The sequence below is a fragment of the Rhodoferax sp. GW822-FHT02A01 genome, from assembly GCF_038784515.1.
In the GTDB taxonomy this organism is placed as follows: Bacteria; Pseudomonadota; Gammaproteobacteria; order Burkholderiales; family Burkholderiaceae_C; genus Allorhodoferax.
Genome location: NZ_CP152376.1, coordinates 4187448 through 4204669, shown reverse-complemented (window position 1 = coordinate 4204669; position 17222 = coordinate 4187448). Strand labels below are relative to the sequence as shown.

The following is a 17222-nucleotide window of genomic DNA, read 5'->3' as shown; positions in this document are numbered from 1 at the left end:
CCGGAGTCAAGTACCCTGCCTACTCAGGAAAACACGGGGAGCGTCAACCCTTAGCGCAATACGCGCAGCGCCTGCTCAATATCGCCCTGCAGATCCTGAACGGCTTCCAGGCCCACTGAAAATCGTACCAAAGTGCCCTTCTCCAGGTGGGCTGGCCAGTTGGTACGCATATGGTCCAGTTCATACGGCACCACCAGACTCATGGGGCCGCCCCAGCTGTAACCAAGTTTGAAGAGCCGCAAGGCATCGCAAAACGCGTCTGCCTGGTCACGGCTGAAGCGGCCGTCCAGCATCACGCTGAACAAACCCGCAGCACCACCCACCGCATTCACACACAGGCGCTTCCAATGCAGATGTCCGGGCGAGCCGGGAATGGCCGGATGCAGCACTTGCACAAACTCGGGTTGGGTATCGGCCCATTTGGCCAGCGTGCGTGCCGCCTCATCGTGCGCTTGGTAGCGCAAGGCCATGCTGGGCAGGGAGCGCAGGATGGCTTCCACATCGTTCATTCCCACACCCAGGCCCAGACGCATATGGGTGAGCTTGAGGCGCATGTGCAAGCCCGGATCGCGGGTGATCACACTGCCCATCAACACGTCGCCCCCGCCACTGGGGTATTTGGTCAGCGCGTGTATGGAGATATCCACCCCCAGCGCGGGTGACTCGTCGGGCAGAAGGTCAAAGGGCTTGAAAGCCAGGCCCGCACCCCAGGTGTTGTCGAGTGCGGAAAGAACCTTGCGCTGCTTGCAGATGCGCAGCATGGTGACCAGATCGGGAAACTCCAGGGTGCAAGACCCGGCCGCCTCCAGCCAGACCAGCTTGGTACGGCTGGAGATTTGCGCTTCCAAATCCTGCGGATCCATGGGGTCGTAGTACTGGTGCGTAATGCCCCAGTGCATCAGCTCGCCTTCGACCAACGACTTGTTGGGCCCATACGCGTTGTCCGGCAGCAGTACTTCGTCACCGCTCCTGAGCACCGACAATGCGACCAGCGCAATGGCGGCCAGTCCGCTGGGAACCAGCAGGCACTGCAAGCCCCCCTCCAGCGTGCACAGGCGCTCTTCCAACTGATAGGAGGTGGGCGTGCCGTGCAAACCGTAGGTATAGGCCGACTTGTCTTTCCACTCACGGCTGCGCATGGCCGCCACGCTGGGAAAAATAACCGTGGAGGCCTTGAACACCCCGGGTTGGGGTGCTTCAAAACCGCCGGGTGGCTGGTAGGCGTGATGGATCAGATCGGTGACAAGTCGCTTCATACGTGGGCTTCAGCAGGCGTTCAAACGCTCCACTTTTCGATGAGTTGCTGAGGACGCAGGGCGTCGTAACCTTCGAACGGCTGGTGAATCCAGGGGTTGGTCGGCAGGAACTCCACCGAATAGTCCGGCGTGAACTTGGAAAGCGCCTTGGTCCAGATTACGGCGCTGCGCAGCTCCGTGATGGGCTTGTAGTTGTTCTTGAGCTGGCTGATCACCGCGCTGAGCGTGACACCGGAGTCCGCCAGATCGTCCACCAGCAGCACGCGCCCGGCGATTTCGCCCTTGGGTGTGGTGATGTAGTGGGCAATGTCCAGGTTTTCCTGGGTCTGTCCTGCATTGGAGCGGTAGGAGCTGGTGGACATGATGGCCAGAGGCTTGTCGAACACGCGCGACAGAATGTCACCTGGGCGCATGCCGCCACGCGCCAGACACAGAATGGTGTCGAACTCCCAACCCGACTGGAACACTTTGATGGCCAGTTTTTCAATCAGGTTGTGGTACTCGTCGTAACTTACATAAAGGTGCTTACCGTCTTCAGTCAACATCGCATTACTCCTGTTTTATCGTAATTCGCCTGCGGCTCAGTCGGCCAGATAAGGGTGACGCATCATGATGGTGTGATCGCGATCCGGGCTGGTGGACACCATGTGAATCGGTACACCGGTGACCTGCTCGATGCGCTGCAGGTACAGGCGCGCATTGATGGGCAGCTTGTCGTACTGGGTGATGCCCACGGTGCTGTCGCTCCAGCCTTCCATGACCTCATAAATCGGCTTGCAGCGCTCGATGTCGTCGGCGCCCATGGGGAGGATATCCACCGTTTCGCCGTCCATCTCGTAACCGGTGCATAGCATCAGCTCCTTGAGACCGTCGAGCACATCCAGCTTGGTGATGCACAGACCGGACAGACCATTGACCTGGGCCGAGCGCTTGAGCAGTGCGGCGTCAAACCAGCCGCAGCGGCGCGAACGGCCCGTGGTGACACCCTTCTCAGCGCCCACGGTGCTCATGTGGTATCCAGGCGTGCCGGGCTCTTCCCAAGCCAGCTCGGTGGGGAACGGGCCACCGCCCACGCGGGTGCAGTAAGCCTTGGTAATGCCCAGGATGTAGTGCAGCATGCCAGGGCCCACGCCGGAGCCTGCGGCAGCGTTGCCAGCGACGCAGTTGCTCGAGGTGACATAGGGGTAGGTGCCGTGGTCCACGTCCAGCAGAGTGCCCTGGGCGCCTTCGAACAGCAGGTTGGCGCCATGCAGATTGGCCTCGTTGAGCTCACGTGACACGTCGGCAATCATGGGCTTGAGCAGTTCGGCATGCTTCATGGCCTGGGCATAGACGGCATCGAACTGCACCTGACCGTTGGCCATGAAGGGCTTGAGCTGGTCGCCGAAATCAAAGGCCTCGGAACCCAGATAACTGACCAGAATGTGGTTGTGCAGATCCAGCAGATCACGCAGCTTGGAGGCAAACCGTTCCGGATGCTTGAGATCCTGCACGCGCAGGGCGCGGCGGGCAATCTTATCTTCATAGGCCGGGCCGATGCCGCGACCGGTAGTGCCAATCTTGGCGCTGCCGCCCTTTTCGCGGGCCACTTCACGGGCCAGATCCAGTGCCACGTGGAATGGCAGGATCAGCGGGCAGGCCTCGCTCACGCGCAGACGCGAGCGCACTTCCACGCCAGCTTTTTCCAGACCTTCGATTTCCTCGAACAGCTTGGCTGCCGACAGCACCACACCGTTGCCGATATAGCACTTCACACCGGGGCGCATAATGCCACTTGGGATCAGGTGCAAGGCGGTTTTTACGCCGTTGATGACCAGCGTGTGGCCTGCGTTGTGGCCACCCTGGAAACGCACCACACCCTGGGCGCTTTCGGTCAGCCAGTCCACCAGTTTGCCCTTGCCTTCGTCGCCCCACTGGGTACCGACCACCACTACATTTCGACCTTTGGTTGTGTTCATTTCGTGTGTTCTCAAATTGCTGTCACGATCCACTGGCCACTCACGTTTTTGAGCTCGCGGTCGCAATGGAATTCATCTACTTCACTCTCATGTCCGGGCAGGACGCAAACCACCGTTTCACCTTGCTGCCGCAAGGCGGCAATGGCGCTACGCAACGCGGAATCCTCACCCCAAGGGGCGCGGATCGCCGCGCGCAAGGGCGGCAGCTGGGCCGCAGTCGCCAGTTCCTTGACGTCCAGACTGAAGCCTACCGCCGGACGCTTACGGCCAAAGACCGAACCCACCTCGTCATAACGCCCTCCTCTGGCCAGCGCATCGTGGGCGTTGGGTGCATAGATGGAGAAGCGAACCCCGGTGTAGTAGGCATACCCCCGCAAATCGGCCAGATCAAAACTAACTGACACATCGGGAAAGGCCGCAGCAATGTGGTTACCCAGCCATTGCAACTGGCTGAGCGCATGGGCAACTTCAGGAAGCACAGGCAGCTCTTTGAGAGCGTGCTCCAGTACGCTGCTGTCGCCGTACAGGCGCACCAGACTTTGAATGGCGGCGGCAATTTCCGGCTTGCACGATGCGGTGATGGCTTGCAGTTCGGTTGCATCCTTGCCGGTCAGCGCGGTATGCACCTGCTCCTGCTGAACGGCATTGAGCCCGGAAGCACCCAGCAGGGCGCCCACGATGCGCGCATCGGCCAAGTCCACGGTAAGCGGCCCGACGTGGGTGGCGCGCAAGGCATCGAGCGCCAGCGTCAGGATTTCCAGGTCGGCTTCCAGGCCGGAATGGCCATAGATTTCGGCACCGAATTGCAACGGTTCGCGACTGGCGTGTGGTCCGCCTGGGCGCGTATGCAAGACCGGGCCGCAATAGCACAGCCGCGCAACGCCGCGGCGGTTGAGCAAATGAGCATCGATGCGGGCGACCTGGGGCGTGCTGTCGGCCCGCAAACCCATCATGCGGCCGGAGAGTTGGTCGACCAGTTTGAAGGTTTGCAGATCCAGCGCCTCACCAGTCCCGGAGAGCAGCGACTCCAGATGCTCCAGCATGGGCGGCATAACGAGCTCGTAGCCATAGCATCTCGCCATGTCCAGCAAATCTCGACGTATTTCTTCGATGTGGCGAGCCTCGGAGGGCAGCACATCGGCAATGTGATCCGGAAGGACCCAAGCAGACATGGAATGAGTGGGGCTGTTAAAACGGTGATTTTACCGGCCCCGGGGACCGGTTTCAGGGCGCCAGCCACCAAATCATCAACAAGCCCGCAGAAATGCTGACCATGGCAAACATGCGGATCTGCCCGTCACTGAGCTGCAGCAGCTGTGAAAACGTACGCCGCCAGTTGCCTGGCGACACAAAAGGATAGAGCCCTTCGATCACCAGCACCAGGGCCAGCGCCATCCACAAGGTATCGCTGTCCACGCTGATTCCAGGCTATTTCTTGGCGGGCGGATTGCTTCCCGAGCCTCCGTTGCGTAGCACCTTGAAGAACTCGCTGGAAGACGGATCCAGCACCATCACGTCGCTCTTGTTGGCAAAACTGGCCTTGTAGGCGTCCAGGCTGCGATAGAACTGGGCAAATTGCGGGTCCTTGCCGAAGGCTTCGGCATAGATGCGGGCAGCTTCCGCATCGCCCTCACCCTTGATCTTCTGCGCTTCGCGATAGGCGTTGGCAATGGTCACTTCGCGCTGGCGGTCGGCATCGGCACGGATCTTTTCGCCCTCAGCTGCGCCGGTGGAGCGCAGCTCGTTGGCCACGCGCTTGCGTTCGGCTTCCATGCGTCGGTAGACTGACTCGGTAATGGCTTCCACGTAGTCGACGCGGGTGATACGCACGTCCACCACATCCACACCCCAGGGTTTGTCGCCACGCACCTTGTCCAGTACCTCAGCCTTGACGTCGGCCATGAGCGCTTCACGCTTGAGGGACAGCAACTCCTTGACGGTGCGCTTATTGATCTCTTCCTGGAAGGCATTGCGCACCACCCGGTTGAGCTGGCTGGCACCGGCAGTCTCGTTCAAGCCAACGTTGCGGATGTACTCAGTGGGCTCCGTGATGCGCCAGCGCACGAACCAGTCGATCACCACACGCTGCTTTTCGGCCGTCAGCATGGGCTCGGAGTCGCTGCTGTCGAGCGTCAGCAAGCGCTTGTCGATATAGGAAACGTTCTGAAACGGCGGTGGCAGCTTGAAGTTCAAGCCAGGCTCGGTAATCACTTCCTTGATTTGTCCAAGCGCATACACCACGCCAAACTGGCGCTGGTCCACCACAAACAATGTGGAACTCGCCAGCACGATGAGCACCAGCAGCGAAGAAAGAATCAATCCAATACGGTTCATGCGGTACTCCTAGCGAACGTCACGGTCACGGGTGCGTGCTGAATCACGCGTGCGTGCGTCCGAGCTAGCGGGTGTGCTGGTCAAAGGGGTCACCGGTATCACGGTGCTTCCGGCCGGAGCTGCGGCGGCATCATTGCTCGCAGCACCCGCGCCATTCATCTGCAATATCTTGTCCAGCGGCAGGTACAAAAGGCTGGAGCCTTGGCGCGACTCCACCACCACCTTGGTCACATTGGTGTAGATCTGCTGCATGGTGTCCAGGTACATGCGATCACGGGTGACCTGCGGCGCCTTCTGGTACTCGGCATACACCGAGCGGAAACGCTGGGCATCACCCTGCGCCTGCGCTACCACGCGCGCCTTGTAGGCATCTGCCTCTTCCTTCAGGCGGGAGGCTGAGCCCACAGCGCGCGGAATCACGTCATTGGCGTAGGCCTGCGCCTCGTTCTTCGAGCGCTCACGCTCTTGGCCGGCCTTGAGCACATCGTCAAACGAGGCCTGCACCTGCTCAGGTGGGCGCACGCCACCTTGCTGCAAATTGATGCCGACCACTTCAATCCCCACCTTGTAGCGATCCAGAATGTCCTGCATGAGCTTGCGCACCTGGGGTGCGATCTGATCACGCTCCTCGGACAAGGCAGCGTCCATCTTCATGCGACCGATCACTTCACGAACTGCCGTTTCTGCAGCCTGCACTACGGCATCCTGAGGGTTCTTGCTTTCGAACAGGAAAGCGCGGGCATCATTCAAGCGGTACTGCACGGCAAACTTGATGTCCAGGATGTTTTCGTCCTGCGTCAGCATGGCGGACTCCTTGAGTCCGGTGGCCTTGAGCACGGTGTCACGTCCGATGTCCACGGAGCGGATCTGCGTGACGAATACCAGTTCATGCCGCTGAATCGGATACGGCAGGCGCCAGTTGAAACCGGCGTTCACCGTGGACTTGTAGCGTCCGAATTGGGTAATCACCGCCTGCTGGCCTTCCTGCACAATGAAGAAACCGGTACCCAGCCAGATCAGCAGCAGCACGCCCAGGATCAGTCCGATGCCCACACCCGCACTTTTCATATCGGGCTGGAAGCCGCCGCCATTGCCTCCGCCTGGGGCGCCCTTGCCTTTGGCGCCGAACAGGCTTCCCAGCTTGCGGTTGAAATCGCGCCACAGCTCATCCAGATCAGGCGGACCGGAGTTGGCAGAAGAAGGACGCCTGTCAGGGCGACTGTTATCTGCTGGCAACTTGGAGGGCTCGGAAGGCCTGTCACCTTCGACGGACTTGCCTTCGTCCGACTTGTCTTCGCCACGCCCCCAGCGGGAGTCGTTCAGATTGAACATGCGTTTGAGACCCTGCAAAGGGCGGCTCCAGTCGAACCGGGGTAATAGGAGTTTCATTTCTTCAACATTATTGGCTTAGCGCCGATTGTGCCCAATCACGGTGCCGCCCCGTCAATTTCAGGGATATCACCAGACAAAATTTCAACGGGAGCCGAAGCCGCCACCACAGATGACAACTTCTGACGCAATTCGGCCAAGCCTTGCAGACTTTTGGCACTGACAAACACACGCGGCGTTTGCACGCCGTCAATTTCGTATTCATCCACCAGACGCACGGGACGCTGGTCTTCTGGCAATGCATCGATCTTGTTGAACACCAGCAGTTGGGGGATGTCTTGCGCACCAATCTCCGTCAACACGCGCTGAACCTGGGCAATCTGCTCCACATACCCCTCGTTGGATGCATCCACTACATGCAGCAACAGGTCGGCATCAATGGCTTCCTGCAAGGTTGCCTGAAAGGCATCCACCAGACCGTGCGGCAGGTCACGGATGAATCCGACCGTATCAGACAGGGAAACCGAACGCCCGGCCTCCCCTAGGTACAACTGCCGCGTCGTGGTGTCCAGGGTGGCAAACAACTGATCGGCTGCATAGGCACGCGCCTTGACCAAGGCGTTGAACAAGGTGGACTTGCCTGCATTGGTATAGCCGATGAGTGAAATGTTGAACGCATCACGGCGTTCACGTTGGCGTCGCTGGGTTTGACGCTGCTTCTTGACCTTGGCCAAACGCTCCTTGGTGCGCTTGATGGTTTCACCGATCATCCGGCGATCCAGCTCGATCTGCGCCTCGCCAGGACCGCCGCGCATGCCGATGCCGCCACTTTGCCGCTCCAGGTGGGACCAGCGGCGCACCAGGCGGGTGCTCAGGTACTGCAGGCGAGCCAATTCAACCTGCAACTTGCCTTCATGGCTGCGTGCGCGCTGGGCAAAGATTTCCAGTATCAGGAATGTCCGGTCATTCACAGGCAGTCCCAGATGGCGCTCCAGATTGCGCTGCTGGCCGGGGCTGAGAGATTGGTCAAACAGCACCTCGCTCGCACCAGTTTGGGCTGCCAGCAGTTTGATTTCGTCAGCCTTGCCGGAACCAATGAAAAGGGCCGCGTCTGGTGCCCTGCGTTTGCAGGTCACACGCGCGACCGGAGTCATGCCGGCTGTCTGGGCCAGCAGACCTAGTTCTTCAAGCTCACCATCGAAATTCGGCAAGCCCAGATCCACACCGACAAGTATCGTTGCGGTACCGGCTATGGCAGGATGATCTGTCAAAGTGCGCGATGCGACACCAGTGCGACCGGACCGGGCGCTGCTGTCAAATTAAGCAGCGGGAGCCTCATCACCGCTGGCTGCATTGAAAGTCACTGCACGGCCGGGAACGATGGTGGAAATCGCATGCTTGTAGACCATTTGCGTAACCGTGTTACGCAACAGCACTACGTACTGATCAAAAGATTCGATTTGACCCTGCAATTTGATACCGTTGACCAAATAAATGGAAACCGGCACATGCTCCCGACGCAGTGCATTCAGGAAGGGGTCTTGCAAGAGTTGGCCTTTATTATTCACGATATTTTCCGTGTTCGAAAAAATTGATAAGTACAAACGATAGCACACTTACCGCACATACCATGTAGGACTTGCGGATTTTCCAAACTCATATGCTGGCTATTCTTCGTCCGCGTAGGGATTGCTGGCGCTTTTCATCTGAATCCGCAAGGGAGTTCCGACCAGATTGAACTCCTTGCGGAATCGCCCTTCCAGGAACCGCTTGTAGGCCTCGGTCACATGTTCCAAGGAATTGCCATGGATCACGATGATGGGGGGATTCATGCCACCTTGATGGGCATAACGCAGCTTGGGGCGATACATGCCCGTCTTCTTGGGGGTTTGAAACTGGACCGCTTCCAGCAGCAAACGGGTCAGCACCGGGGTCGGCATTTTGCAGTTGGCCGAACGGTGCGCCTGGGCAATGGAATCCCACAAGGGCCCCAGTCCTTGGCGCTTCTGCGCGGAAATAAAGTGCACGGTGGCAAACTTGAGGAAGCCCATGCGGGTTTCTAGCGACCGCTTGACCAGCTCGCGCTGGTATTCGTCCACCGCATCCCACTTGTTGACGGCAATTACCACCGCCCGCCCGGACTCCAGGATGTAGCCTGCGATATGTGCGTCCTGGTCAGTAACCCCTTGGGTCGCATCGATCAGCAGCAAGGCAACGCTGGCGGATTCAATCGCCTGCAGGGTCTTGACCACTGAAAACTTCTCAATCGCCTCAAACACTTTGCCTTTGCGGCGCAATCCAGCGGTGTCCACCAGCTCAAACCGTTGTCCGTTGCGCTCGAACGGCACAGAGATGGCGTCGCGCGTGGTGCCCGGCATGTCGAAAGCAACCAGACGCTCCTCGCCCAGCCAAGTGTTGATCAGCGTGGACTTGCCGACGTTGGGGCGTCCGGCCACTGCCAGCTTGATGACGCCGGGGTCTTCGTCCTTACCGTCTGCGTCATCGTCTTCATCCGGCAAATGCAAAGGTGCCAGCGCCATTTCAACCAGCGTGCGAATGCCCTGCCCGTGCGCAGCGGAGATGGGAACGACTTCACCCAGTCCGAGCTCAAAGAACTCACCCAGTTGCACGCCCTGGGTCATGCCTTCGGCCTTGTTAGCAACCAGCAGACAAGGCTTGCTCAATTTGCGCAGGTACTTGGCTATGTCATGGTCCTGTGCCGAAAGCCCGCCGCGCGCATCCACGACAAAGACAACGACGTCCGCCTCGGCTACTGCCTGGCGCGTCTGTTTGGCCATTTCCTTGTAGATACCACTGCTGGCATCAGGCTCGAAACCACCGGTATCAATCACGATGTACTGGTGCTTGCCTTGCGAGCCGTGGCCGTAATGACGGTCACGGGTCAACCCGGCGTAGTCCGCCACGATCGCGTCGCGGGACTTGGTCAGGCGGTTGAAAAGTGTGGACTTTCCAACATTCGGTCGGCCGACCAGGGCTATTACGGGTTTCATGAATAAATGCGCCCTGCTTATTCCGGGCGAAATGCGTAAATGGAACCACGACGGCTCACGGCCAGCAACGTCTTGCCAGCCAGAACGGGGGCAACGGCAATACCGGAATCATCGGTCATCAGGCGGTTCAGCGCGGATCCGTCATCTTTGGACAGAAAATGCAAATTGCCGGAATCGTCACCAAACACCAGGGAGCGGCCTATCACCAGTGGCGCGCTGAGCACGCGGAAACGATAGCGTTCCACGTCCCATAGCCGGTCACCGTCCTTGCGCTTCCACGCGTACAGGCGGCCATCGCCTTCCGAACCAACGACCATGGCTGCATCACCGGAAACACCGTTGCCACCATTGGCTGTCTTGCTCCACAGTATGCGACCGCTTGCAGCATCCACACACGACACGGCGTACTGGAATGCACGCAAGCAAACCTGGTTACCTTCACGACTGAATCCTGCCACCACGTCCACCAATCGCTCAACCTCATTGGTGCCACGGGGGCTGACCACTGCAGTTTCCCAACGGGCATTTCCATTGGCGGGATTCAAACCTGCCACTCGGCCAGCAAATCCAACGACCAATGTATCACCCACCGCAGTCAACAGGCCTGCCTGTCCAAGCACAAGTGGATCACCCGTACGTGTCTGTTGCCAGAGTTTCTGTCCACCTGCCGCATCGAAGGCACTGACCGTACGGTCACTCGACAGAGTAAAGACCCGTGCGCCCGCTACCAAGGGAGCAGTCAGCGTCAAGGCTTTGAGCTTTTGACGCCAAAGGACCTTGCCTTCTTCCAGCACGATCAGTTCATTGGCGCGCGACACCACGGCAGCGTAACGACCGTCGCTTCCGACTCCGGCACTCAAGGGCGTATCCAGATGGGCGCGCCATACGTCAGCACCCGTCTGGGCGTCCAAAGCGGCCACCGTGCCATTGCCGCCAGCGACGTAGGCCCGACCATCCACGACCCGCACATCCAGCGGAAAGTCCACTGTACCCACCGATCCCGACCAGACCGCACGCACATTCATCAAGGGCACATTGGGAGCCAATGCCGCGGGCTTGGGTCGATCCGGCCCCGCACAGGCAGCCAGAACCACTGAAACCACCAGCGCAAACAAATAACGCATCACGACATTCTTCCCGTCAAAAAGAGCAATCACTTGGCCGCCGCTTGGTCGCCAGCAACCGAGGCTTTGGTGCTCTCGTCTGCCTGAGGATCAACGCCCAGGCTGTTGAGCTTGACCACCACGAGACGGCGGTAGTCCACGCCCGCGTCAAACAGCTTGTAGGCTTTCAAGTATTGCTCCTTGGCCTCGGCCTTCTTGCCTTGCGCCATGTAGATATCGCCGCGGCGGTCCGCCTGGAGTGCGGCAAACTCTTCCGCCACACCAGAATCCAGCACTTTCAGCGCTTCGTCATAGGCTTTGGCATCGATCAGCAATCCAGCCAAGCGCAGACGTCCCACCGATGCGTAACCGGCGTCCTTGGACTTTTCTGCCACCCACGTCAAAGCTGCCTTGGCAGCATCGAGCTTTCCGGCTTCATACAAGGTCTTGGCCACCAGAAGTCCAGCCTGCGGAGCGTAGGTCGTGGAAGCAAAGCGGTCTTTCATGTCGCCAAAGGCCCGCTCCAGCTTGTCGGTGTCTCCTTCATGGGAGACTTTTTCCACTTCATCAAACATGGCTGCGGCCTGTGCAGCCTGATTGCGTTGCCAATATTGGTAGCCGTTCCAGGCGGCAAACGCGCCCAGAACGACGATCAACACCCAGGTGATGGCGTTGCCGTATTGCTTCCAAAAGTGCTTGATTTCATCAAGTTGTTCTTGTTCTTCGAGATCTAGATGATTTGCCATAGGACTAAGGAGTTAAGCGATGGATTGTAGGCTCTTGCCCCACTGGGCAGCCTCTGACAAGGCGCGGGTTTGCTGGGCAACGGTGGAGTCTCGCAGCGCTTTGACAGTGACTTGGCCCTGTGCCATTTCATCAGCGCCAAAGATGAGTGCATAGCGCGCACCTGAGGAGTCTGCCCGCTTGAACTGGGACTTCATGCTGGCCATGCCTTCTGCCGTTGTGGCGTGCATCTGCACCGACAGGCCCTGACTGCGCAGGGTCTGCAGGCAGCCCATCACCTGGGGCAAAAAGGCAGCGTCGGGCACTACCGCATAGGCGTCAAGTGCAGGGCCGTCTTCAGCAGCACCCTGCTCCTTCAGAAGTTCCAGTACACGCTCGATACCCATGGCCCAGCCAACCGCCGGAGTTGGCTTGCCGCCAACCTGTTCGAACAGGTAGTCATAGCGACCACCCGCACAAATGGTGCCTTGCGAGCCCAGCTTGGTGGTGACGAACTCAAACACCGTGAGGTTGTAGTAGTCCATGCCACGCACCAGACGCGGATTGATGCTGTAGGCCACGCCGTTGGCTTCCAGCACGTCGGTGACCGTCTTCAAATGGCGTTTGGATGCCTCGCCCAGGAAGTCCAGCAGACGCGGCGCAGCTTCGATTACTGCTTGCATTGCCGGATTCTTGCTGTCCAGCAACCGCAATGGGTTGAGGTGCAACCGGCGTTTGGCCTCTTCGTCCAGTACATCCAGATGGGCTTCAAAATGCTGGATTAGCGCCGCGCGGTGGGCGTTTCGCTCTTCCGGTTGGCCCAGGCTATTGAGCTGCAGTGCGACATCGGTCAAGCCAATTTCCTGCCACAGTGCGTGTGCCATCAAAATCAGTTCGGCATCCACTTCGCCACCGGAAAAGCCCAACGCTTCGGCGCCGATTTGATGGAACTGGCGATAGCGCCCACGCTGCGGGCGCTCGTGCCGGAACATGGGACCCATGTAGTACAGGCGCTTGCCGCCGTTGTAGAGCAGAGAATGCTCGATCGCCGCACGCACCACACCTGCCGTGTTTTCCGGCCGCAGCGTCAGTGCCTCGCCATTGAGCCGGTCTTCAAAGGAATACATCTCCTTTTCGACGATGTCGGTCACCTCGCCCAGCCCGCGCACAAACAAGGCCGTGGGCTCCACGATGGGAGTACGCAGGTTTTCGTAGGCGAAACGGCGCATCAGGTTGCGCACGCGTTCTTCCAGAGCTTCCCATCGGGCGGAGTCCGGTGGGAGGATGTCATTCATGCCTTTGACGGCAGCGAGTTTTTCCACTTTGCGTGGTGTTGTTTTTTCGTTCATGCCTTGGGTGATATTCAAGCGGAAACCGCGTCAGCGCCGAAGCGCTGCTGGATGTAGTTCTCAACGACTTGCTGGAAATCGGAGGCGATATTTTCGCCGCGCAGTGTCATGCGCTTTTCGCCGTCGATGAAGACAGGCGCAGCAGGTGCCTCGCCGGTACCGGGCAAGCTGATGCCGATGTCGGCATGCTTGCTTTCCCCTGGGCCATTGACGATGCAACCCATGACGGCCACCTTGAGGTTTTCAACACCGGGATAGCGCTCACGCCAGACCGGCATCTGAGCCCGCAGAAAATCATCGATCTGCTGCGTCAGCTCCTGGAACGTGGTGCTGGTAGTACGGCCACAGCCCGGGCAGGCCGTAACGCTGGGCACAAAGGTGCGCAGGCCCAGCGACTGCAGAATCTCCGAGGCAATGACCACCTCCTGCGTACGCGACTCGCCCGGAGCAGGTGTCAGCGATACACGGATCGTGTCGCCGATACCCTCTTGCAGCAGCACGGCCAGAGCCGCGGCGGAAGCCACTGTACCTTTGGTACCCATGCCGGCCTCGGTCAGGCCTAAATGCAGGGGGTAATTGCAGCGTCTACCCAGTTCGCGGTATACGGCAATCAGGTCGCGTACACCACTGACCTTGCAAGACAGCGTGATCCGGTTGGCAGGCAGTCCCATTTCCTCGGCGCGTTGTGCGGAGCCGATTGCTGAGGCGATCAGGGCTTCGTACATCACCGGCTTGGCGTCCCAGGGTTGGGGACGGCGGCTGTTTTCGTCCATCATGGACGCCAGCAGTTCCTGGTCCAGGCTACCCCAATTCACGCCGATGCGCACCGGCTTGTTCCAGCGGACGGCAGCCTCAATCATCTGGCCGAACTGGCGGTCGCGCTTGTCACCCTTGCCCACATTGCCGGGGTTGATACGGTACTTGGACAACGCCTGTGCGCAATCTGGAAAGTCACTCAGCAGGCGATGGCCGTTGTAGTGGAAGTCACCAATGAGCGGCACATCCACGCCCATGCGATCCAACTGCTCACGGATGTAGGGCACAGCCTGCGCCGCTTCTGGCGTGTTGACCGTGATGCGCACCATCTCGGAGCCGGCCAAAGCCAGTTCCTTGACCTGAACCGCCGTCTCGATGGCCTGCTCCGTGTCGGTATTGGTCATGGACTGGATACGCACTGGTGCGCCTCCTCCAACGGTCACGACCCGGCTGCCCCAAACGACAGTTGATTGCAGCGAAGAGCGCACACGGGGTGTGGCCAACTCAATGGGCTTTTGTTGTTCCATCACTTCACCTCAAAACGGGCCACATTGTTCTTGTTCAGGGTGTCCAGGCTGAAGGGCTGTCCGCGCACCTCAACATCGGTCGCACTGACGTTCCCAACAACGACGGCCAACGGCAGCTCGCCGCCTGCCGCACCGGTTTCACCAGTCTTCAGTGTCTTCTCAAACTGCACAGTGCCTTTGGCATCGGTCACCCGCACCCAGGCTTCCGACTTGGCCTTGAATGCGATGACGGTTGGAAGGGCCACTGCTGGGGCAGACGAAGCAGCGGCAGACGGGGCGGATGCCATCTTGGCGGGCACCTGGGCCGACGACACACCGTCGGTCGCACCGCTTGCCACCACCACGGATGGGACGCTTGCCAGAGGAGCCGGGGCTGCAGGCGTTTGCGATACGCCATTTGCAGCAGTTTCAGCGGGAGCCGCCGCATCGGCTGGGGCGGCCACGGGTGCCGTGACTGCGGGTTCTACGTGGCGTTGCTCTGGGAAGAACAAGACTACCAAAGCACCCAACAACAAAGCCAGCACAGCTAGCACTGCAGGCTTGGTGGCAAAGCTTTTCAGTGATCCACCGTGATAGCCTGCGTGGCTGCGAAACGGCGTATTGATGCCACGGTCGTCCGCTTCAAATCGCGGTGCTGCCGACTGTGGCAACTTGCTCAGAATCGGTGAAGGATCTACCTTGAGCGTGCGACACACGCTGGCTGCCAGCGCCCGTACAAACACCGCATCCGGCAAGTCCTGCAAGCGGTCCGCCTCCAGCGCCTCCAGCTTCTTGACCGGAACCTTCATCGCAACGGCGAGAGCCGCCACATGCAATCCGGACGCTTCTCGCGCCTGGCGCAGCAAGGTGCCAGCGGTAATCTCGGCCTCAGCAGGTGTAGCGGCACTCACAACAGATTCATCACTCATCAAAGGCTCCGCGCTCCAGTGCCAAGGCTTCCTTGGACTGAGCAAATCGCTTGAGCAATTGAGACTCAAGCTGAGATTGGGCTTCGCGCAGACCCAGACTGCGTTCGATCTTGATACCCAGCCACAAGGATTCGGCAGAAGCGCGCTCGCTATTGTTGATACGACGCGCGTAGAACTGCGCCCTCACCCAGTCGCCGCGCTGTGCCAGCAGGTAGGCCAGGTTGTATCCAGTAATGGGATTGGAGGCATCGAGCTGATAGGAGCGTGTAAAACTGTTCTCCGCCTCGGCCAACTGCCCGCTGTTCATTTGGCAGATGCCCTGCTCCTGCCAGGTCTTGGAGCGTTGTCCGTAGTTTGGATCTGCCAATGCAGCGGAGAACATCCGCATGGCATCAGCAGGCCTCTTCATCTTGCAAAGCAACACACCATAGTTGTGCTTCACGTCCGACGAATTGGGGTTGATCGAAAGCGCCTTCTGGAAGCTGGCTTCGGCCTGTGGCAAGTCGCCGGTCTTCATCTGGATCAGGCCACGCATCCAGTAGGGCTGGAACCAGGAAGGATCGATCAATATGGCCTGCTTGACCTCGTCCAAGGCGAAATTGTTCTTGCCGTCCTGGAAATACAGCACCGCCAGCTTGAGCCGATTGTCTGCACGCTTGCGGCTTTCGGGCTCGTCGGAATCCGTGAAAGTTTCGGGCGTGGAAGACGCCGATACGCCGCTGCCCGCGCACCCGGCAACGCCACCTGCCACCAGCAAGGCCAACGTCCAGCCCAACAGAGCCGTGAGCGAAATGGATTGCAGCACTCGCAGTTTCATCATGGTTCGCAGTCTCTCAGAGTCTCGGTGGCGCCTGCCACCGGGGTCAACATAATGGTGCGCTGCTTGGCAATGCGCTTTTCCACCGCTGTGCGGTCCTGCACGTCACCGGCAAGCTGACCACAAGCGGCATCGATATCGTCGCCTCTTGTCTTGCGCACGGTGGTAACGATACCGGCATCGGCTAGCACTTTCGCAAATGCCTGCACGGCAGCGTTATTGGAGCGCTTAAGACCGGATGCGGGGAAGGGATTAAAGGGAATCAGGTTGAACTTGCACCAGCTCTGCGCCGACTGGGACTTGATGAGGTTCACCAGTTCCTTGGCATGCGCGGGCGTGTCGTTCACGCCATCGAGCATGCAGTATTCAAAGGTAATGAAGTCGCGTGGCGCAAATGCCAGATAACGCTGGCAGGCCTGCAACAATTCATGCAACGGGTACTTGCGATTCAACGGCACCAAGTTGTCCCGCAATGCATCGTTGGGCGCATGCAGCGACACGGCCAGTGCAACCGGGCAATCCTGTCCCAGGCGGTCCATCATGGGCACCACACCCGAAGTGGATACCGTGACGCGCCGACGCGACAGGCCATAGCCATGGTCGTCCAGCATGACGCGCAGGCTTTGCACCAAAGGCTGGTAGTTCTGCAGCGGCTCACCCATACCCATCATCACCACGTTGGAGATGACACGGTCCGGGGTCTTCAGGTACTTGCGCAAAAAATGCTCGGCAAACCACAGTTGACCAATGATTTCGCCCGCTGTGAGATTGCGACTGAAGCCTTGGTGGCCAGTGGAGCAAAAGCGGCAGCCTACGGCACAGCCGGCCTGCGAAGACACACACAGCGTGCCGCGATCTTCTTCAGGAATGAACACGGACTCGATGGCATTGCCACCGCCCACGTCAAACAGCCACTTGATGGTGCCGTCCGCAGAAATATGCTGGGAAATGACGTTGGGTGCCTGAATGTGCGCCGTTGTCTTGAGCTTTTCGCGCAAGGACTTGGCCAAGTCACTCATATCATCAAATTGGGCTGCGCCTTTTTGATGAATCCAGCGAAACAACTGGGTGGCGCGGAAGCGCTTCTCACCCAGCCGCTCGCAAAAAGCAGCCAATCCTTCCAGATCGAAATCAAGCAGGTTGGCCGTCAT

General features: G+C 59.3%; 17 protein-coding genes. All 17 read right to left on the bottom strand.

From position 1 onward, the window contains the following. Positions 1-50: 50 nt before the first annotated feature. Positions 51-1256, bottom strand: a complete 1206-nt coding sequence (locus tag AAGF34_RS19985) for a PLP-dependent transferase (RefSeq protein WP_342617456.1) — start codon at positions 1254-1256, stop codon at positions 51-53. 20 nt (positions 1257-1276) lie between these two features. Continuing rightward, positions 1277-1801 carry a phosphoribosyltransferase gene (locus AAGF34_RS19980; RefSeq protein ID WP_342617455.1) on the bottom strand — a complete coding sequence of 175 codons (525 nt, stop codon included), beginning with the start codon at positions 1799-1801 and terminating at the stop codon, positions 1277-1279. A 36-nt stretch (positions 1802-1837) separates the two neighbouring features. After that, complete coding sequence (locus AAGF34_RS19975; RefSeq protein WP_342617454.1) at positions 1838-3214, bottom strand: adenylosuccinate synthase; 1377 nt, start codon at positions 3212-3214, stop codon at positions 1838-1840. An 11-nt stretch (positions 3215-3225) separates the two neighbouring features. After that, a complete protein-coding gene (locus tag AAGF34_RS19970) occupies positions 3226-4386 on the bottom strand; it encodes an ATP phosphoribosyltransferase regulatory subunit (protein WP_342617453.1) in 1161 nt (386 codons plus the stop codon). Positions 4387-4438: 52 nt separating this feature from the next. After that, positions 4439-4630, bottom strand: a complete 192-nt coding sequence (locus AAGF34_RS19965) for a DUF2065 domain-containing protein (protein WP_342617452.1) — start codon at positions 4628-4630, stop codon at positions 4439-4441. Positions 4631-4642: 12 nt separating this feature from the next. Then, the gene (gene hflC / locus AAGF34_RS19960) at positions 4643-5548 is read right to left on the bottom strand and encodes a protease modulator HflC (RefSeq protein ID WP_342617451.1); all 906 of its coding nucleotides are present in this window, start codon (positions 5546-5548) and stop codon (positions 4643-4645) included. 9 nt (positions 5549-5557) lie between these two features. After that, entirely contained in the window at positions 5558-6937 is a 1380-nt protein-coding gene (gene hflK / locus AAGF34_RS19955; RefSeq protein WP_342617450.1) for an FtsH protease activity modulator HflK, read from the bottom strand. Between the two features lie 38 nt (positions 6938-6975). Further along, positions 6976-8148 carry a GTPase HflX gene (gene hflX / locus AAGF34_RS19950; RefSeq protein ID WP_342617449.1) on the bottom strand — a complete coding sequence of 391 codons (1173 nt, stop codon included), beginning with the start codon at positions 8146-8148 and terminating at the stop codon, positions 6976-6978. A 48-nt stretch (positions 8149-8196) separates the two neighbouring features. Next, complete coding sequence (gene hfq, locus AAGF34_RS19945) at positions 8197-8445, bottom strand: RNA chaperone Hfq (RefSeq protein ID WP_342617448.1); 249 nt, start codon at positions 8443-8445, stop codon at positions 8197-8199. Positions 8446-8544: 99 nt separating this feature from the next. Further along, positions 8545-9888 carry a ribosome biogenesis GTPase Der gene (gene der, locus AAGF34_RS19940; protein WP_342617447.1) on the bottom strand — a complete coding sequence of 448 codons (1344 nt, stop codon included), beginning with the start codon at positions 9886-9888 and terminating at the stop codon, positions 8545-8547. Between the two features lie 17 nt (positions 9889-9905). After that, the gene (gene bamB / locus AAGF34_RS19935) at positions 9906-11012 is read right to left on the bottom strand and encodes an outer membrane protein assembly factor BamB (protein WP_342617446.1); all 1107 of its coding nucleotides are present in this window, start codon (positions 11010-11012) and stop codon (positions 9906-9908) included. Positions 11013-11041: 29 nt separating this feature from the next. After that, complete coding sequence (locus AAGF34_RS19930) at positions 11042-11737, bottom strand: tetratricopeptide repeat protein (RefSeq protein WP_342617445.1); 696 nt, start codon at positions 11735-11737, stop codon at positions 11042-11044. A gap of 12 nt (positions 11738-11749) precedes the next feature. Then, positions 11750-13036 (bottom strand): histidine--tRNA ligase, encoded by a 1287-nt coding sequence (gene hisS / locus AAGF34_RS19925; RefSeq protein ID WP_342621143.1) that lies wholly within the window; start codon positions 13034-13036, stop codon positions 11750-11752. A 41-nt stretch (positions 13037-13077) separates the two neighbouring features. Beyond that, positions 13078-14346, bottom strand: a complete 1269-nt coding sequence (ispG, locus tag AAGF34_RS19920; protein WP_342617444.1) for a flavodoxin-dependent (E)-4-hydroxy-3-methylbut-2-enyl-diphosphate synthase — start codon at positions 14344-14346, stop codon at positions 13078-13080. Then, positions 14346-15254: a helix-turn-helix domain-containing protein gene (locus AAGF34_RS19915; protein WP_342617443.1), complete on the bottom strand. Its 909-nt coding sequence runs from the start codon at positions 15252-15254 to the stop codon at positions 14346-14348. The genes ispG and AAGF34_RS19915 overlap by 1 nt, the downstream gene beginning before the upstream one ends. Continuing rightward, positions 15247-16074, bottom strand: a complete 828-nt coding sequence (gene pilW, locus AAGF34_RS19910) for a type IV pilus biogenesis/stability protein PilW (RefSeq protein ID WP_342617442.1) — start codon at positions 16072-16074, stop codon at positions 15247-15249. Before pilW ends, AAGF34_RS19915 begins: the two co-directional genes overlap by 8 nt. Then, positions 16071-17222, bottom strand: a complete 1152-nt coding sequence (rlmN, locus tag AAGF34_RS19905) for a 23S rRNA (adenine(2503)-C(2))-methyltransferase RlmN (protein ID WP_342617441.1) — start codon at positions 17220-17222, stop codon at positions 16071-16073. The genes pilW and rlmN overlap by 4 nt, the downstream gene beginning before the upstream one ends.